This is a genomic window from Amycolatopsis jejuensis (genome assembly GCF_000717335.1).
GTDB classification, from domain to species: domain Bacteria; phylum Actinomycetota; class Actinomycetes; order Mycobacteriales; family Pseudonocardiaceae; genus Amycolatopsis; species Amycolatopsis jejuensis.
The window spans coordinates 42,112-60,334 of sequence record NZ_JNYZ01000038.1 but is presented as its reverse complement, the minus strand read 5'-3'; the positions used below and the strand labels follow the sequence as shown (position 1 = coordinate 60,334).

16 protein-coding genes are annotated in these 18,223 nt (G+C 68.8%); 10 read left to right on the top strand and 6 right to left on the bottom strand.

The annotated features are described in order from the left end of the window. Positions 1 to 17: 17 nt before the first annotated feature. Genes OO71_RS38525 through OO71_RS38510 form a run of 4 tightly spaced genes read left to right on the top strand, consistent with a single transcriptional unit; the run spans position 18 to position 3,108 of the window. Positions 18 to 503 (top strand): MaoC family dehydratase, encoded by a 486-nt coding sequence (locus OO71_RS38525; protein WP_033294967.1) that lies wholly within the window; start codon positions 18 to 20, stop codon positions 501 to 503. Continuing rightward, positions 500 to 1,711, top strand: coding sequence for an acyl-CoA dehydrogenase family protein (locus OO71_RS38520; protein ID WP_033294966.1), 1,212 nt, complete (start codon positions 500 to 502; stop codon positions 1,709 to 1,711). Before OO71_RS38525 ends, OO71_RS38520 begins: the two co-directional genes overlap by 4 nt. After that, complete coding sequence (locus OO71_RS38515) at positions 1,708 to 2,166, top strand: MaoC family dehydratase (RefSeq protein WP_033294965.1); 459 nt, start codon at positions 1,708 to 1,710, stop codon at positions 2,164 to 2,166. The genes OO71_RS38520 and OO71_RS38515 overlap by 4 nt, the downstream gene beginning before the upstream one ends. 15 nt (positions 2,167 to 2,181) lie before the next feature. Then, positions 2,182 to 3,108, top strand: coding sequence for an HpcH/HpaI aldolase/citrate lyase family protein (locus tag OO71_RS38510; protein WP_033294964.1), 927 nt, complete (start codon positions 2,182 to 2,184; stop codon positions 3,106 to 3,108). A 46-nt stretch (positions 3,109 to 3,154) separates the two neighbouring features. On the opposite strand, the gene OO71_RS38505 is transcribed toward OO71_RS38510, so the two are convergent. The 3 genes from OO71_RS38505 to OO71_RS38495 are packed head-to-tail and all read right to left on the bottom strand — an operon-like array spanning position 3,155 to position 6,851. Then, positions 3,155 to 4,426 (bottom strand): alkyl sulfatase dimerization domain-containing protein, encoded by a 1,272-nt coding sequence (locus OO71_RS38505; protein WP_084145577.1) that lies wholly within the window; start codon positions 4,424 to 4,426, stop codon positions 3,155 to 3,157. Between the two features lie 11 nt (positions 4,427 to 4,437). After that, positions 4,438 to 6,066, bottom strand: coding sequence for a class I adenylate-forming enzyme family protein (locus tag OO71_RS38500; RefSeq protein ID WP_033294963.1), 1,629 nt, complete (start codon positions 6,064 to 6,066; stop codon positions 4,438 to 4,440). After that, positions 6,063 to 6,851 carry a thioesterase family protein gene (locus tag OO71_RS38495; protein WP_162186167.1) on the bottom strand — a complete coding sequence of 263 codons (789 nt, stop codon included), beginning with the start codon at positions 6,849 to 6,851 and terminating at the stop codon, positions 6,063 to 6,065. The genes OO71_RS38500 and OO71_RS38495 overlap by 4 nt, the downstream gene beginning before the upstream one ends. A 96-nt stretch (positions 6,852 to 6,947) precedes the next feature. Between OO71_RS38495 and OO71_RS38490 the strand changes: the two genes are divergently transcribed. Then, positions 6,948 to 8,105 (top strand): CaiB/BaiF CoA transferase family protein, encoded by a 1,158-nt coding sequence (locus OO71_RS38490; protein WP_033294962.1) that lies wholly within the window; start codon positions 6,948 to 6,950, stop codon positions 8,103 to 8,105. A gap of 6 nt (positions 8,106 to 8,111) precedes the next feature. On the opposite strand, the gene OO71_RS38485 is transcribed toward OO71_RS38490, so the two are convergent. Next, a complete protein-coding gene (locus tag OO71_RS38485; RefSeq protein WP_051792787.1) occupies positions 8,112 to 9,341 on the bottom strand; it encodes a CaiB/BaiF CoA transferase family protein in 1,230 nt (409 codons plus the stop codon). 79 nt (positions 9,342 to 9,420) lie between these two features. Between OO71_RS38485 and OO71_RS38480 the strand changes: the two genes are divergently transcribed. Together OO71_RS38480 and OO71_RS38475 are read left to right on the top strand one after the other, a co-directional pair. After that, the gene (locus OO71_RS38480) at positions 9,421 to 11,052 is read left to right on the top strand and encodes an AMP-binding protein (RefSeq protein WP_051792784.1); all 1,632 of its coding nucleotides are present in this window, start codon (positions 9,421 to 9,423) and stop codon (positions 11,050 to 11,052) included. Between the two features lie 42 nt (positions 11,053 to 11,094). Then, positions 11,095 to 12,429: an alkyl sulfatase dimerization domain-containing protein gene (locus tag OO71_RS38475; protein ID WP_033294961.1), complete on the top strand. Its 1,335-nt coding sequence runs from the start codon at positions 11,095 to 11,097 to the stop codon at positions 12,427 to 12,429. On the opposite strand, the gene trxB is transcribed toward OO71_RS38475, so the two are convergent. Together trxB and OO71_RS38465 are read right to left on the bottom strand one after the other, a co-directional pair. Beyond that, positions 12,413 to 13,357: a thioredoxin-disulfide reductase gene (trxB, locus tag OO71_RS38470; protein WP_033294960.1), complete on the bottom strand. Its 945-nt coding sequence runs from the start codon at positions 13,355 to 13,357 to the stop codon at positions 12,413 to 12,415. The genes OO71_RS38475 and trxB overlap by 17 nt on opposite strands. Further along, on the bottom strand, positions 13,347 to 14,543 hold the full coding sequence (locus OO71_RS38465; protein WP_051792782.1) for a homogentisate 1,2-dioxygenase: 1,197 nt from the start codon (positions 14,541 to 14,543) through the stop codon (positions 13,347 to 13,349). The genes trxB and OO71_RS38465 overlap by 11 nt, the downstream gene beginning before the upstream one ends. Before the next feature lie 172 nt (positions 14,544 to 14,715). Between OO71_RS38465 and OO71_RS38460 the strand changes: the two genes are divergently transcribed. The 3 genes from OO71_RS38460 to OO71_RS38450 are packed head-to-tail and all read left to right on the top strand — an operon-like array spanning position 14,716 to position 17,897. Continuing rightward, positions 14,716 to 15,840, top strand: a complete 1,125-nt coding sequence (locus OO71_RS38460) for an alpha/beta fold hydrolase (protein WP_033294959.1) — start codon at positions 14,716 to 14,718, stop codon at positions 15,838 to 15,840. Then, entirely contained in the window at positions 15,837 to 16,913 is a 1,077-nt protein-coding gene (locus tag OO71_RS38455) for a mandelate racemase/muconate lactonizing enzyme family protein (RefSeq protein WP_051792780.1), read from the top strand. The genes OO71_RS38460 and OO71_RS38455 overlap by 4 nt, the downstream gene beginning before the upstream one ends. A gap of 27 nt (positions 16,914 to 16,940) precedes the next feature. After that, positions 16,941 to 17,897, top strand: a complete 957-nt coding sequence (locus OO71_RS38450) for an MBL fold metallo-hydrolase (protein WP_033294958.1) — start codon at positions 16,941 to 16,943, stop codon at positions 17,895 to 17,897. Positions 17,898 to 18,223: the final 326 nt, after the last annotated feature.

Below are 18,223 nucleotides of genomic sequence, written 5' to 3'. Positions count from 1 at the left end.
ACGAAAGCAGGACCCCGATGCCCGAACCCGATCTCGACGCCTTCCCCGTTCGCATGCGCGGACGGAAGTTCGAGGACTTCGCCGACGGCCAGGTACTGCACCACCATTGGGGCCGCACGCTCACCGCCGCCGACAACGTCGTGTTCTCCACCGCGACCTGTACCTGGCTGCCGCTCTACCTCAACGCCGAGTTCGCCCGCGCCGCCGGGCATCCCGAGCCCCCGGTCAACCCGATGCTCGTGCTGGCCACCGTGATCGGGCTGTCGGTCGAGGACCTCAGCGAGGCCGGTGGCCCGTTCCTCGGCGTCGACGACTGCGAGTTCCGCCGCCCCGTCTACCCCGGCGACACGCTGACCGCGTCCTCGACCGTGCTGTCCATGCGTGCTTCCGCCAGCCGCCCCGAAGGAATCGTGACCTGGCGGACCCGGGCGCACAACCAGCGCGGCGACCTCGTCCTGCACCTCACCCGCACCAATCTCGTAGCGCATCGGAGTCCCGCATGACCGACGTCCGTCCCCTGCCGCCCCCGGTTCTCGCCTCTCCGTGGGCAACGCCGTCCCGCCTCGAACTCCAGGCCGAAGCCCGCCGCTTCGCCCGCGACGAGGTGCTCCCGGTCGCCGACGAACTCGACCCCCGGCGCGCCGATTTCCCCGACGGGTTCCTCGACCGGATCGCACAGCAGGGCTACTTCGGGATCATGGTGCCCACGGCCGGCGGTGGCCTCGGGCTCGGCGTATTCGAGTACTGCCTCGTCGCGGAAGAGCTCGCCCGCGCCTGGATGAGCGTGGCCAGCATCATCGCGCGCGGACAGGGCATGGGCACCGCGGTGCCCGACCCGGACCGGCGCGCCGAGCTGCTGAAGCGGAGTGCGGCCGGACGGTGGATCGGTGCCGCCGGGTTCTCCGAACCGGGCGCGGGATCGGACCTCGCCGGGGTCGCCACGCGGGCCACCCGCACCGGGGACTCCTGGGTCATCGACGGCCGCAAGCGCTGGACGGGTTTCGCGCTCAAGGCCGACTTCATCCAGGTACTGGCCCGCACCCGCGATCCCGGACCCGGTGAGCCGCGCGCCGCCGGGCTGGTCAACCTGCTCGTGCCGAAGGAGCGCGGGTCGTTTCCGCCCGGCATCACCGGACGGCCCATCGACAAGATCGGCTATCACGGGTTCACCACCTGGGAGCTCGACCTCGACGACGTCCGGGTCCCCGCGGGTAACGTGCTCGGCGAGGACGGCAACGGCACCGAGTCCTTCCGCGCCGTGCAGCATCAACTGAACGTCGCGCGGGTACACACGGCAGCTCGCGCGGTCGGGTTGGCACGCGCGGCAGTCGAGGACTGCGTCGCCTATCTCCAGCAGCGAGAGCAGTTCGGCCATCCGCTGGCGGATTTCCAGGCGCTGCGTTTCGACCTGGCGGAGATGGCTGCCGCGGTGGAGCAGGCGCGCTCGTTCTACCAGGCCGTCGCGCACCGCATCGACCTCGGCGAACGATGCGAACGCGAGGCGGCGATGTGCAAGCTCACGGCGACCGAGATGGCAGTCCGGGTCACGAACCAGGCCATGCAGCTCTTCGGCGGCAACGGTTACACGACCGAGCACCAGGTGGAACGGCACTGGCGCGACGCTCGGCTCACCACCATCTTCGAAGGGACCAGCCAGATCCAGAAGCGGATCATCGCCGACCGCATGCTGCCGCGGAGTCCGCTGTCATGACCTCCCCCGACGGCTGGTTCGAGGACTTCGTTCCGGGACAGCGGATGCGGCACGCCCGGGCCGCGACGATCGACGACGTCGAAGGATCGTTCCTCGCCAAACTGGTCATGAACACCGCGCACGCGCACTGGAACGACCATCTGCCGGAGATTCCCGGCCTCGGCTCGGGGCGGCTCGTGTACGGGTTGCTCACCGCGTCGGTCGTGTTCGGCCTTGCTTCGCAGGACACGGCCGAGCATGCCATCCGCGAGCTGGGCTGTACCGGGTTGCGGTTCCGCGCGCCCGTGCACCACGGCGACACGATTGAGGCATTCACCGAGGTGGTCTCGGTGCGCCCGTCCGATGAGGACGACGCCGGAATGGTCGTCTTCCATCACTGGGGGCGCCGCCACGACCGCGTCGTGGTCTTCGAAGGCGAACGGTCTCTTCTGATCCGCCGCCGCCCCACTCCCTGACAGATTGGAACTCTCGTGTCAGCACGTCATCCCGAGCGCCTGCGGCGAAGTGAGCTCTCCACCCCGGCCACGAATCCGAAGATGATCGCCAAGGCCGCGGCAAGCAACGCCGACCTCGTCTTCCTCGACCTCGAAGATGCCGTGGCACCCGCGGCGAAAGCGGCGGCGCGGCCGAACATCGTCGAAGGGCTGCGCACCCTCGACTGGGGAACCAAGGTGAAAGCCTTCCGTATCAACGGAGTGCACACCCCGTGGTGTCACGACGATCTCGTCGAGGTGATCTCGGGCGCCGGCGAGCAGGTCGACGTCGTCATCGTGCCGAAGGTGAAATCGGCCCGTGAGGTGTGGTTCGTCGACGATCTGCTGACCCAGCTCGAACTGGGGCTCGGCCTCGAACCGGGGCGGATCGGGCTCGAGGTGCTCATCGAGGAGGTCGACGCGCTGGCCAGGGTCGAGGAGATCGCCGGATGCTCACCCCGGCTCGAAGCGCTCATCCTCGGCGTCGGCGATCTGGCCGCCAGCCAGGGAATGCCCATCGGGCACATCGGCGGTGCGGACGGGACGGCGTACCCCGGCGACATCTGGCATTACGCGCGCTGCCGGCTGATCGGGGCAGCGCGCATGCACGGGCTCGACGCGATCGACGGACCGTTCGCCGATTTCGCCGACGGGCCCGGCTATCACCGGGAAGCGAGCTGGGCCAGGGCACTCGGCGCGGTCGGCAAGTGGTGCATCCACCCGAGCCAGATCGAGGTCGCGAACCGGGACTTCTCGCCCACTCCCGACGAGGTCGCCGACGCCCGCGCGGTCGTCGATGCCTTCACCGAAGCCGAAAACCGGGGCCTCGGCGCAGTGACGCACGACGGGGTCATGGTCGACGTCGCCTCGGTGCGGCTGTTCGAGACGGTGCTCGAACGCGCCCGGCGCTGCGGGGTGGAATGACTTCGGCGGATGGCCCCTGCGATCACCGATCGCAGGGGCCGCCAGCTCACCGGAAGTCTCGGCCCAAGGTGGCGTACGAGGCTGCCGACCGGAACAGGTTGATCGCCATCAGGCTGGTCTCGGACTCGGCTCGGGCGAGGTAGATCGCGGCCGTCCGGGCTCGGACCGAGTGATCGTCCCGCGCATGCTCCAGTGCCCAGTCTGCCAGGTGACAGGCCAGCCGGAGCTCGCCGTCGGCGGTTGCGCGCTCCGCTTCCGCCAGCAACGGCTCGACGCCGCCGCTCAGGCCGACTACCGCGGCCGCCAGTGACGTGCGAGACGCAGGCTTGAGCTCGCTCGGCCGACCGGACCACCATCCGCCGAAGTAGCGGATGACGTTGCGGACAATGAACTCTGCCTCGTCGTAAACCGGCCGCAGCCAAGGCGCGTCGCTCTCCGGCGGCCGGACCGCGTGCACGATGTCGACGTGCGGCGGCGCGCCATCGTTGAGCAGAGCGATCGTCTGTTCCACGATCTGCTCAAGATAGGCGGCCGTCTCCAGCAGCATGCGCTGGACCTTGTCCGGATCATCGACGACCGGTCCGCCGTGCCCGGGACACAGCGTCCGCGGCCGCTTTGCCGCCATCTCGCGGAGTGCTGCCGCCCACTCCCAGGGATACCGTTGCACCTTCTGCGGATTCCCCGCGTTCGGCACGGCCCAGATGAACAGATCGCCGGTGCAGACGACCTCGTGGTCGGGATTCCACACCCAGAGCGCGTCGTCGGTTTCGCCGCGGGCATGGTGGATCTCGAACGTGCAGCCGCCGACGGTGATCGTCGCGGACTCGACGAGCCGCGTCGGCAGATGCTCGGGCGCGCCGTACGTGACCGGCCCCGGAAACCCGTTCTGCGGATCGCCTGCGAACTGCCGGTTGCGGACCGCCTCGTTGTAGCCGGACAGCGCGCCGTAGCGGTCGAACCGGTCGAGGATGGCCGGATGTGCGATGACCTCCGGCGGAGCCTGCCCCTCGGCCAGCAGGGCAGGCAGGCCGTAGGCGTGATCACGATGACCGTGGGTGTACACCACGGTGTGCACCGGCGCCGAGGTCACTTCGCGGAGGCGGTCGGCGATGTGGCCGCTGCTCGGCTCGGATGAAGCGTCGACGAGCACCAGCCCGTCGGCGGTCTCGAACGCCGTGACACCGGAGAAATGGCTGAGAAACCAGGTACCCGGCGCGATCTCGATCCTTCCGCCGCGCCAGAAAATCCCGGCGTCGTCGGAAAACTCGTCGCGCGCACCACGGCGGGCGGAAAACGGGTTGGCGGAGTTGACTGTCATGGCAGAGATGACTACTTGTCCACTATGCGCACGAGTTCGCGCTTGAGCACCTTTCCGGCGGCGCTGGTCGGCAGTTCGTCGAGCACCACGACGGCGCGGATTCGTTGGTACGGCGCAACTTGTCCGGCGACGTAGGCGATAATCTCGTCGGCCAGCCCGGCCCGTTCCACCTCCCGGCGGGGCACGACACACGCGACCGGGATCTCGCCGACCCCCTCGCGCGGCTGCGGAACGACGGCCACGCGCGCAACCGCGGGATGTCTCGCAATGAGCTCCTCCAGCGGGGCCGGGTAAACGTTGTACCCCTTGTAGAGGATCACTTCCTTCGCCCGCCCGACGACGTAGTAGCGACCGGCTTCGTCGCGACGGGCGAGGTCGCCGGTGCGGAGCCAGCCGTCGGCAAACTGGTGCGCGGTCATCTCCGGGTCTCCCTGATAACCGGCGGCGACCTGTGGCCCCCGAACCCAGATCTCGCCGATCTGCCCGGCGCCGACGACCGATCGGCCGTCGGTGCCGCGGAGTTCGATCTCCGTGTCGTGGAGCGGACCGCCGACGCACCCTTCCGGAACCTCGGCCGGAGGAATGGCCGGAGTCGACAGCACTGTCGCGGTCGCCTCGCTCAGCCCGTAGCCCTGGATGACCACGGCATTGGCGAAAGCCGCTTTGAGCCGCCGCATCGTCGCCGAGTCGAGTGGTGCGCCGCCGCTGCTGATCAGCCGGACCGAGCCCAGGTCGCGCTCGGCGAGCGAAGGTTCCCCGATCAGCCGGTGGTAGAAGGCGGGGGTGCCGCTCAGCGTCGTGACCCGGTCGCGTTCGATGCCTGCCAGGAAATCCACCGGATCAAAGCGGCCGACGAGGTTGACCCGCGTCCCGGACATGAGGTTGTAGGTGAGCCCGACCAGCGCCAGCGCGTGGAACATCGGCGCGACGACATTGCTGACGCCACTGCCGGGAGACACCGGCGCGATCTCGGCCAGGCCCGGAATCGGCGTCACCCGGACCGCACCGGAGCCGTCGAGCCTGCCCTCGTACCCCATCCGCCAGGCCAGCGCCTGAATCGTGTGGGACACGAGATTGCGGTGCAGCACCCGGACTCCCCGCGAAGTACCCGTGGTGCCGCCGGTGAGCTGAAGGTGCGCCACTGCGTCCGGGCCGGCTGCGGGCAACTGTCGCGCGACCGGCGCGAATTCCCCGGCACTCGCCAGGTCGTCGATCTCGACGGCCCACGCGATCCCGTCCGGCAGCACCGGCCGCAGGCGATCGGCACCGGACGAGTGCATGATCGCCGCGGTGGCACCGAGTGCGCTCAACTGGGTCTGCAGTACCGCAGCGGGCATCGTCGGATTCAGCGGCGCCGCGGCCGCGCCCGAAAGCAGGATGCCGTAGTAGAGAACGGGCAGCACCAACGAGTTCGGCTGATGCAACGCGACCACATCGCCCGGCCCGACCGACCGATTCCGCAAGCTGGTGGCGATCCGGCGGGCGAAATCCTCGACCTCGCGGTACGACAGCGAGTCCCGGCCGTCGCTGATCGCGATGGCGTCGCCGTACTCCGCCGCTGCTCCGGCCAGCAGGGCATCCACCCCGGCATCGACGTAGTGCAGTTCCCGCCGGCCGAGTTCCTGTGCTGCCACCGTCATCCCTTCACCCCGACCAGCGCGTACTGCCGAGCCTGGCCCACGAGGACCCCGGCCGAGTCGTAGACGTCGGCAGTCTCGTCGAACCAGCCGTCCGCCACCAGCCCCGCCTTCACCACGACGCCGAGCGGACCCGGCGCCGGTGCACGCCGCAGGTACGTGGTCATGGTGACGGTCGGCGCCCATCCGTCGATGCCCAGCCGGTGAATCGACGCAGCCAGCAGATCAGCGGCGAGCAACACCGCTGTCTCGTCGGGCGCCGAGCCGTCCCGGAAACTCACCCAGGCCCGCAGCTCCGGTCGCTCGCCGAGGCCACGCGGTGCCCGTGGCGTCGCATCCGGGTCGTAGCGGACCTCGACCTGTTCCAGCAGCCCCGGCCGTTCACGGACCGGAACGCACACCTCGTACGGCGCCAGCGGACACGTGATCACGCCGGGCCAGAGTTCCTGGCCGGCGGGCCGGTCCCCCACCGTGACGAGCGCGGCGAGCGCGGGACGGGCGTCCTGGGTGAGCGTCAGCCGGAGCTGGTCGACCCGCCCGCCCTTGACCTGTTCGACCGCCAGCTCGACGCGGCCCGGCGCAACCGGGCTGCAGAACGAGCCGCTGATCACCTGTACGTGCTCCCGCCCGGTCGCGGCCAGCGCGGCCCGCGCGGCGATGGCGAGCAGGTAACCGCCGTTGGCTCGCCGGTGATACCCCCACGCGTCCAGCACCTCGGCCTCGAAGCGTCCCGGCGCCCGTTCTGCCACGGCGCTCGCGCTCCGGAAGCCGCCAATCGAATTGAGCATGAACTCCATCTCACTTTCAGCTCGATATTCGGGACGATACCGCAGCTGATGCGCTCTCGTATAGACGAACGACGTCTTACTTATTACGTTGATGTCATGCACCTGCGAAGCCATGGCCCCCTCGCCGGAACCCGGATCGTCGAGCTGGGCGGCATCGGCCCGGGCCCCTACGGCGCGATGCTGCTGGCCGACCAAGGCGCGGAGGTCATCCGCATCGACCCCGCCGCCGCAGCCGGGAAAGGCCCGCTCGAACCCGTGCTGCACCGGGGAAGGCGCTCGGTCGCGATCGACTTGAAGACCCCCGGCGGCGCCGGGCTCGCCGCGCGGCTGATCGAATCGGCCGACGCGGTGATCGAAGGGTTCCGGCCGGGCGTGACCGAACGGCTGGGCCTTGGCCCGGAGGAAATGCTCGCCCGCAACCCCCGCCTCGTCTACGCGCGGATGACCGGGTACGGCCAGGAGGGCCCGGCCGCGCAGGACGTCGGCCATGACCTCAACTACCTCGCGATGGCGGGCGCATTGGCGCAAATGCCGCATACCGAAGGCGTACCTGCGATCCCGCTGAATCTGGTCGCGGACATGGGCGGCGGCGGAATGCTCCTGGCCTTCGGCGTCAGCACGGCCCTGCTGGAGGCGCACCGCACCGGCCGCGGGCAGGTGGTCGACGTCGCGATGCTTACCGGTGTCGCGTCGTTGCTGTCGGTCGTACTTGCCGTGCGGTCCCACGGGAAGTGGGCGGACGAGGGCCACGATTCGAACGCGATGACCGGCCGAGCACCCTGGTACCACGTCTACGCCTGCGCCGATGGCGGGCAGCTCGCCGTCGGCTGCGTCGAACGGCGGTTCTGGACGGCTTTCCTGCGGGTGCTGGGATTGTCCGACGACCCGGTTCTCGCCCGGCAGAACGATCGCGCCGCTTGGCCCGCGATGATCGACCGGATTGCCGAAGTCATCGCCGGACGACCGCGTGACCACTGGGTCGCGTGCTTCGAAGGCGCGCAAGCCTGCGTCACGCCAGTGCTGTCGCTCGCCGAGGCGGCTACGCACCCGCAGAACGCGGAGCTGGGTAGTTATTACGTCGACGAGGGAATCCTCCAGCCGGGTACCGCGCCGCGGTTCGGTGCCCACGAACGGCGTCGGCCGCAAGCCGCGCGGGTCGTCGGATCGGACACGCTTGCCGTGCTGGCCGAACTCGGGGTGGACCGCCAAGAAGTGGCGACTCTGCTCGGCGCTGGTGCCATCGGCGCCGGGTAAAACGGCTTACGGCAACGGGTTTCCCGGGTCGCCGACGGTGCTATCGGCGACCAGCCGGTCGAGTTCGTCCTCGCCGTAGCCGAGTTCGCGCAGCACTTCCAGGGACTGCTCCCCCACCAACGGCGCCGGATGCCGCATCGCGACCGGCGTGCGTTCGAAGCCGAACGGGGACCGGATGCTCCGGTGCCGCCCGATCACCGGATGGTCGAGCTCCTGCAGGACCCCGCGATGCAGTTCCTCGTCCTCGACGATGCGGTCGAGACTCGGCACCCGCGCACACGGGATGCCGAGCTTGCGGCACAGCTCCATCCACTCGTCCGTGGTCCGCTCGGCGAGGATCGCCGCAAGACTGGAGTACACCTCGTCCGGGTGCGTGTGCCGGGCACGCTGACTCGCGAACCACGGTTGGTCCAGCTCGTGCTCGTGCCCGACCGCCCGGTAGAAATCGGTCCAGTTCTCGTCGGAGTACGGCAGCACCGCGATGTGGCCGTCACTCGTGCGATGCGGGCCCCGATGCGCGGTGAGGATGCGCAGGTACCCCGCGGGAAGGCCGGGGGTCACCGCGCGGCCGAGGTGTTCGCACAGGGTGAACGCGAGCAGCGCGTCGAACATCGGGACCTCCACCCGCTGTCCGCCGCCGCCACGGGCTTTGTGCACCAGCGCCGCGAGCACCGCCTGCGCGAGATACAGCCCGGCCACCTTGTCGGCGACGACCGTCGGCAGGAACGAAACCGGCAGACCGGCCGACTCCATCAGGCTCGGCAGCCCGACCGCCGCCTGCACGATCTCGTCGAACACCGGCAGGTCGGCCTCCCCGGTGGCGGTGTGATAGCCATGCGCCTCGCAGTAGATCAGGCCGGGATGGTCGTGCCGCAGGTCGTCGTAGGAAAGGCGGAGCCGGCGCAGGGCGGCCGGGCGGAAGTTGGTCAGGAGTACGTCGGCGGTACCGAGCAGCCGCAGCAGCACCTCCCGGCCGGCGGCGGACGCCAGGTCCAGCTGCACCGAACGCTTGTTGCGATGCATGTTCAGCGCCATCCCGGACAGCTGCGGATGCGGTCCGCTGCCGAGAATGCGCCCCGGGTCGAGCCGGGCGCCCTCGATCCGCACGACGTCGGCCCCGAGGTCCGCGAGCACCTGTCCGCCGAACGGCGCCATCAGGACCGAGGCGATCTCGACAACCCGGATCCCGGCCAGCGGTCCGGTGTTCTCCTCGTCGTACCCGTGCCCACCGGTCATCACCACTCCGCTCCACCGACCCGATTGTCTCCAAACAAAGGTTTACATATTGCCGTCTCCTCAGGCAAGATACCCGACCATGGAGCTCGGCATCTGGACAGTGATCAGCGGCGTCGGCACGGCCATCAAGGATCATGAAGCCGTCGTCGATGGAGAACGACGATTCACGTTTGGCGAATTGCTGGACCGTTCGTCCCGGTTTGCCGCCGTACTGGCCGCCCACGGTCTCGGCGTCACCGCGGAGCGCGAGACCCTCGCGCCGTGGCAGCTCGGGCAGAGCACCGTGGGCCTGCTTCTGCGCAACGGCGTGGAATACCTGGAAGCCACCCTCGGCGGGTACGCCGCGCGAACGGCGACCTTCAACGTCAACCACTCTTACGTCGCCGCCGAACTGCACTACCTCTTCGACGACGCCGACGCCGCCGCGCTCGTCTACCACAGCTCCTATGCCCCGCTGGTCAAGGAAACCCTGCCGCTCCTTCGCCGTCGGCCGCTGCTGATCCAGGTCGCCGACGATTCCGGCGAGCCACTGCTGCCGGAAGCCCTGGACTACAGCGAGCTTCTTCGCACCGCGCCCGCGGCGGCACTCCCGATCCCGAACCCGGACGACGTCTACCTGATGTACACGGGCGGGACCACCGGGATGCCGAAGGGAGTGCTTTGGCGGCAAGGTGACGTTTGGGCAGGCACCCTCGCGCGCGGCACCCTCAGCGACGCCACACTGGAGCAACTCGTGGAGTACGTGGCTGCACGGAAGAAAGGCCGGGTGCTGACCAGCGCGCCGTTGATGCACGGGTCCGGGCTGGCCGGGGCACTCGCGGCGCTCGCCCACGGCGACACGGTCGTGCTCGCGACCCAGTCCGGCCGGCTCGACGCGCGTCAGCTCCTCGGTCTGATCGAGTCCGAGGCCATCACGTCGACCACCATCGTCGGCGACGCCTACGCGACACCACTGCTTCGCGAACTCGGCGAACGCGCGTACGACACCTCGTCGTTGCGGCTCATCGTCACCGGCGGCGCGCCCTTGGCGCCCCGGCTCAAAGCCGCGCTCCTCGAAAAGCTGCCGTCCGCCAAACTGGTCGAACTGCTCATGGCGACCGAAACCGGCAATGCCCTCGAACGCACTGCGACAACCGGTTCCGGCTGGGACGAGACAGCCGTCTTCCGGCCGTTGCCCGACGTGGCCATTCTCTCCGAAGACCTCACGCACGTGCTTTCCCCTGGTGCCGCCGAAACCGGCTGGTTCGCCAAGAGCGGCCGGCTCCCCCTCGGCTATCTTGGCGACGAGGCCAAGACCGCGGCGACGTTCCGCACCATCGCCGGCACCCGCTGGTCGATTCCGGGCGACCGGGCCCGGCATCGCGCCGACGGTCTCGTCGAGGTACTCGGCCGCGACTCGGCGACCATCAACACCGGCGGCGAAAAGGTGTTCGCCGAGGAAGTGGAACTCGCCATCGCGGCCGTACCCGGGGTGCGTGACATCGCGGTGTCGTCGCGGCCGAGCCCGCGCTGGGGCCAGGAGGTGGTGGCGATCGTCGCCCTCGATGAAAACAGCGCTCTCACCGACGAGGACATCAAAGCCGGTGCCGCCACTCGCCTTGCGCGGTACAAGCTGCCCAAGGACATCATCCGGGTCCCCGCCATCCGGCGTACCGGCGCCGGGAAGATCGACCGGGTCTGGGCCAGGGAAACCGCCTGTGCCGAAGCCTGACCGGCCTCTTCCGTTTCCGTCCACGACCTCGGAGGCACCCCGATGACCGACCTCATTGCCTTGTCCCGCGACGTCCTCGACGGCCGCACCCCGCTCGCGATGTTCGAACGGGCGCGCAAGGGCGAGGGGCAGGGACGCAGCCGCCTGCACGTGATCAACGAGGACGTCGCCGTTGTCCATTCGTTCGGCCACTGCGTGGTTTTCCGTACCGGCGAAGGCCTCGTCGCCTTCGACACCGGGGTCCGGGCTGCCGGGCCGGGCATCGTCAAGGCGATCCGGGAGTGGAGCGACCTGCCGTTCCACACGATCGTCTACACCCACGGGCACGTCGACCACGTGGGCGGAAGCCCCGCGTTCGTCGCCGACGCCGGGCACGCGCGGCCGCGGTTCGTCGCACACGAGAACGTCCTCGGCCGGTTTGCCCGCTACCGCACCACGCAGGGGTACAACGCGGCGGCCAACACGCGGCAGTTCGGCTGGCTGCCGGAGACCCTGCTGCACCTGGCAGGGAAAACCGGTGATGCCACCACCACGCTGCCCCCGTTCCTGCCCGAGGACGTAGCCGAACCGGACGTCACCTACCGCGACCGGCTCACGCTCGACATCGGCGGCGTCACCTTCGAACTGCACCACGCCAAGGGCGAAACCGACGACCACACCTGGACGTGGGTCCCGAAGTACTCCACCGTGGTGAGCGGGGACCTCGTCAAATGGTCGTTCCCGAACTGCGGCAATCCGCAGAAGGTCCAGCGTTATCCGGGCGATTGGGCAGCGGCGCTGCGGACCATGGCCGCGCTCGAACCGGACCTGGTCCTTCCTGCGCACGGCCTGCCGTTCGCCGGACGTGACCGGATCCGCACCGTCCTCGGCACCGTGGCGAGCGTGCTCGAAGATCTCGTGGAGCAGACGGTCGCGCTGATGAACACCGGCGCGCCACTCGATGAGATTCTCGCGAAAGTCCAAGTCCCGCCAGAGAAACTGGCGCTCCCCTACCTCACTCCGGCGTATGACGCCCCGGAATTCGTCGTCCGCAACATCTGGCGCCTGTACGGCGGCTGGTACGACGGCAACCCGGCGCGGCTGCAGCCCCCGCGGGACGCGAGCCTGGCCGAGGAGGTCACCCGGCTCGCCGGTGGCGCCCACACGTTGAGCGTCCGCGCCCGCGAACTGGCCGCGTCGGGAGACCTGCGCCTCGCCAGCCAGCTCGCCGAGTGGGCCAGCCAGGCCGCCCCCGAGGACACGGAAATCCAGCAAACCCGCCACGACGTGTACGCACAACGCCGGGACGCCGAACCCACCGTGATGGGCACCGGCATTTACGCCTCGGCAGCAGCGGAATCAGCCGCACAGCTGAAACGGCTCACGACGGGGTGGTAGCCAGGTACCGCTCCGCATCAAGGGCCGCGCTGCACCCGGACCCGGCCGCGGTGATGGCCTGCCGATACCGCGAGTCGACGAGGTCACCGCACGCGAAGACCCCGTCGACACCGGTCTGCGTCGCCGGGTGTTGCACCCGCACGTAACCGGCGGGGTCGAGGTCCAGCTGGGAGCGCACGAGCGACGATCGCGGGTCGTGGCCGATGGCGACGAATACGCCGTTCACCGGCAGTTCCCGCGCGGCACCCGTCTGTGTGTCGCGCACGGCAACGGCCTCGACCCGCTGGTCGCCGAGGATCTTCGTGACCTGGGAGTGCCAGCTGAACTCCAGTTTCGGATCCGCGAACGCCCGCTCCTGCATTGCCTTCGACGCGCGGAGTTCGCCACGTCGGTGGAGGACGTGGACCTTCGTGGCGAAGCGGGTCAGAAACGTCGCCTCCTCCAGGGCACTGTCTCCCCCGCCGACGACGGCGATTTCCTTGTCCTTGAAGAAGAATCCGTCGCAGGTGGCGCACCAGCTGACCCCGTGGCCGGACAGCCGGTCCTCGCCCGGCACGGCCAGCCGCCGGTAGCCGGAGCCCATCGCGAGCACCACCGCGCGGGCGTGGTAGGTGCGGCCGGAGCCGTCGGTCACGGATTTCACCGGCCCCTGCAGAGCGAGGTCGACGGCGTCTTCCGGGACCAGGCAGGCGCCGAAGCGGTCGGCCTGTTTTCGCATGCGTGCCATCAAATCCGGTCCGGCGACGCCGTCCTCGAAGCCGGGGAAGTTCTCGACCTCGGTGGTCGTCATCAGCGCGCCGCCGGACGTCACCGAGCCTTCGAGGACGACCGGTCTCAGCTGCGCCCGGGCGGCGTAGATCGCGGCGGTGTAACCGGCCGGGCCGGAGCCGACGACGATCAGGTCGTGCACCTCCGGGTCAGCCGGCATTCGAGACGTCCCCCTTCGCGGTCTTGCCGGAACCCCGCGCCCACGACCATGCGTAGCCCGGGTCTTCGATCCCGGCGACGTCCTGGCCGAGCAGGAGCGGCGCGAAGGTGTCGATCATGACGGCGGTTTCGTCGGTGGAGGTCACCGACATCGAGCGTTCGTGGCTGCCCGGCTGCGGGCCGTGCACGTACCCCGCGGGGTGCAGTGAGATCGAGCCCTGGCCGATGCCGGTACCGGCGCGGCTCATGAAATCGCCGGTGTAGAAGAGGACTTCGTCGGAATCGACGTTGGAATGCGAGTACGGGACCTTGATCGCGTCCGGGTGGTAGTCGAACAGCCTCGGCACGAACGAGCAGATCACGAAACCCGGGCCCTCGAACGTGATGTACGTGGGCGGCGGCAGGTGCAGGGCGCCGGTGCTGGGCAGGTAATCGTGGATGTTCAGCGCGTACGGGTAGTTGTAGCCGTCCCAGCCGACGACGTCGAACGGGTGGTACGCGTAGGTGTATCGGGTGACGCCGGTCCGCGTGCGCACGAGGACGTCGGTCTCGCCGGTCGCCGGTTCGGGGAGGGTTTCCGGACCGCGGATGTCCCGCTCGTTGTACGGCGAACCGTCGAGGAACTGGCCCAGCGGAGACAGGAAACGCTTGGGCGGACGGAGGTGGCCGCCGCCGGTGCATTCGACGACGAGCAGGCGCAGTTCGTCCGACGTCAGGGTCCAGCGGTGGGTGGTCGACGTCGGGATGACGACGTAGTCGCCGCTGCCGACTTCCATGGTCCCGTAAGAGGATTCGAGCACGGCGGACCCGGATTCGACGTAACACAGCTCGTCCCCGACCGCGTTGCGGTACAGGCCGCTGCTGCGCGTCGCGGCCACGTACAGCACGGACAAGTCGTTGTTGCCCATGAGGAAACGGCGCGACGTGACCGGGTCGCCCGTCACGCCGAGCTTGTGGGTGAGGATGTGCCGCGGCAGCAGCGGCGAGTTCCGGACCTGCTCGCGGCCCTCGTCGGCGACCTCCGCCGCGTCGGTGATCACCGTCGGCAGGTCGCGGTGGTAGAGGAACGACTGGTTCCAGGTGAAGCCTTCCTCACCCTGCATTTCCTCGTAGTACAGGTTTCCCGCCGCGTCGCGGAACTGGGTGTGCCGACGGCGAGGAACCTCGCCCAGCCTCCGGTAGAACACGTCTGCCTCCGATAGTCGGTCGCTAAGCTCGTATAACGGTGAAGCTTGCGAGCAATCGGAGCCGCTGTCAAGCCCCGGAGTCGATTGACAACCCGCTACCAGCGCGTTAGCGTCGTAGCCGATTAACGGTAAAGACGTTCGATTATCGAGAGGGCCCGCAGTGCGAGAGCTGATGACCGTCCCGATGGGCACGGGAGCCAAGGCCAGTGAGGTCTACTCGGGAGTGGCGAGGATGGCCGGCGTGCTCTGGTGCACGCGCGCCCGCGCCGTACCGGGCAAAACGGCGTCGACCGCGGTCGTGGTCGTGCACCCGTCGTCGAACTTCCTCGGGCACTACGCCCTGGACGCCTGGGCCCGGCGCGGCGTCGATGCCATCGCGATGACCACCCGCTACCTGGGCAACGACAGCGCGCTGCTGCTGGAGAACTGCGTACTCGACGTCGCCGCAGTGGTCGGCCACCTGCGGAACGAGGGCTACCAGCAAGTCGTGCTCGTGGGCAACTCCGGCGGCGGTGGTTTGGTTGCGCTGTACCAGGAACAGGCCACCCGGGCGACCATCACCGCGTCCCCGGGCGGCATCGGTCCCGACCTGACGCAGGCGGTGCTACCCCCGGTCGACGCACTGGTCACGCTCATGGCCCACCCGGGCCGCGCGAACCTGCTGGCGGAAATGCTCGACCCGGCGATCGTGGACGAAAGCACGCCCGCGCTGCGCGATCCCGCACTCGACATGTTCGCCAAGGACAACGGCCCGCCGTACGACCCGGCTTGGCTGGCGCAGTACCGGGCCGCTCAGCTCGCCCGCAACGACCGCCTCACCAACCTGGCGCTGGAACGCATCGAACAGGTCCGCGAGCTGAGCGAGGGCCAGGTCAACGACGTCCCGATGCTCGTCCACGCGACCTGCGCCGACCCGCGCAACCTCGACCTGACCATCGATCCGTCAGACCGCGAGCCCGGCACGCTCTGGGGTGAGGCCGCGGTCGCCAACCTCATCCCGACCACGCTCGGCCACTTCACGTCCGCGCAGTCGTGGCTTTCGCAGTGGTCGCTGCGCACGAGCCACGGGAACGGGCCGGAACGGCTCACGCGCACGAACGTGCCGGTGCATGTCATCTACGGCACCGCCGATCAAGCGTGTTTCCCGGAACACGCGCAGCAGCTGTACGACGCCGTGCCGCACGAGCGCAAGAAGCTCAGCGCGATCAAGGGCGGCAAGCATTATCTGAACGGCCAGCCGGAACTCACCGAGACCATGGCCGACGTCCTGGTCGGCTGGATCGAGGAGCTCGGATGAGCGTCGTGGACAAGATCGAGACGACCTGGCACCAGATCCCGCTGGGCAGTGGCCGCGGCGGGTCCGGGGCGACCGAGGTCGACCTGCTGCTGACCACCATCACCGACAGCGACGGCGCGACCGGGCTCGGCTTCACCTTCGGACTCACCGGCGGCGCGGGTGCGGTGAAGTCGTTGCTGGACAACGAACTCACCGCGCTCGCATCAGGGACCGCGCTGGACCATTGGCCGTCGACCTGGGAAAAGGTGTGGGCGAAGACGCACCGGCTCGGCCGTGGCCACGCGCTCCCCGCACTGTCCGCTTTGGACCTTGCGGTGCACGACCTCGAAGCGAAGCGCCGCAACCTGCCGCTGTACCGGCATCTCGGCGCGTACACGGATTCCGTCGAGATCTACGGCAGTGGGCGGGCCACGCACCAGATGGACGTGAGCCAGCTCATCGAGGGTACCCAACGGTATGTGGCAGAAGGCCTGCGCGCGGTGAAGCTGCGCGCTGGCGCCTTCTCCGCGGAGACCGATGTCGCGCGGATCGCTGCCGTGCGGGAGGCGGTTGGCGATTCCGTGCGCATTATGGTCGACTGCAACGAACGGCTCGACCTGCCCACCGCGCTGTGGTTCGCGCGGAAACTGGCTGAGCTGGACGTCTACTGGATCGAAGAGCCACTGCGCTCGGACGACGTCGAAGGGCACCGCCAGCTCGCCGCACAGACCGGTCTACCGGTTGCGGTGGGCGAACATCTGCTGGGCCGGTTCGAATTCGCCCAGTACCTCCAGCGCGGTGCGGCGTCGATTCTCCAGCCGGACCCGCCGTTGTGTGGTGGCATCACCGAATGGCGCCGGATCTCCGCGATCGCCGAAGCCGGGTCCGCCGTGCTGTCGCCGCATTTCCTGCCCGAGCTCAACATCCACCTCGCGGCCGCGGTACCCAACTGCCCGTACGTGGAGCATTTCCCGCTGATCGACGAGGTTCTGCTCGAAACCATCGAGATCCGCGACGGCCGCGCAGTCCCGCCGGACCGTCCGGGGCACGGGCTGCGGTTCGACCCCGACGGCCTCGACAAGTACCGTCACTGACCGAGACGACATCCAAGGAGCTGACCCGTGTCCAAGCCATTCGCCTCCTCCGGCGACACCGCAGCCAAGACCGAGACCCTAGAGGTCATCGGCGACGGGATCTGGGCGCTCACCGCCGAAGGCGATCCGAACGTCGGCGCGATCGAGGGGGAGGACTTCATCGTCGCGTTCGATGCGCTGGCGACCCCGCCGATGGCCCGGCGGTGGCTCGAAAAGCTGCGCACGCAGACCGAAAAGCCGGTGAAGTACCTCGTCCTGTCGCACTACCACGCGGTGCGCGCGCTCGGTGCCGCCGCGTTCGAGGCCGAGGAAATCGTGGCGTCGGCGGAAACCGAACGGCTCGTCGGTGAGCGCGGCAAGGAGGACTGGGATGTCGAGTTCGGCCGGATGCCCCGGCTCGCCGAGGGCAGCGAAGAGGTCGCCGGGCTGACCTGGCCGACGAAGACGTTCGAGCAGCACTACAGCATCGACCTGGGCGGCAAGCGCGGCACCGTCGAGCTGTCGTGGCTCGGCAACGGCCACACGTCCGGCGACATCGTCGCGTACGTCCCGGCGCAGAAGGTCCTGTTCGCCGGAGACCTGGTGGAAAACGGGTCAGCGGTCTACACCGGCGACGCCTACCACCGCGACTGGATCACGACCACGCTGGACAACGTGGCGGCACTGGACGCCGAGGTACTCGTCGGCGGCCGCGGCCGGATCGCGCAGACCCGGGAGGAATGCGCGCGGGCGATCGAGCTGACGCGCGACTTCATCGGGCGGCTGTTCACCACGGTGGAGAAGGTGAAGAACAGCGGCGGCAGCATCAAGGACGCATACCAGGCGGCACGCAGCGAACTGCTCGCGGAGTACGGCAAGATGCCGGTCTTCGAGCACGCGATGGTGTTCGACGTGCAGCGCGCGTGGGACGAACTCAACGGCGAACCCCCGGCGATCTGGACGGTGGACCGGGACCACGAGGTGTGGAACCGGCTCACTTCCTGAACCGTGCAGCGAAAGGGACCGGCAGCGGATTCGCTGCCGGTCCTTTTCTTTTCTCACCGAAGTTCGAGTGGTCACCCGTCCACGGTGATGACCTGGCCGGTCAGCCAGTACTTCACGTGGATGCCGCACTGACGATCGTGCAGCCGACGAACATCCGGAACTGTTCTCCGAGGGGTTTCAGCCGACGTGCAACATTCTTGCCCGGGTGGTCCTCGTGGCTGTACATGCACTGCGCTCGTCAGTAATGTCGATCTTGACGGTCACTCACAGCGTTTCGCGTTCGCCGGTGATTCATGGCGGACGTAGTGACCAATCGCCTTGTTCTC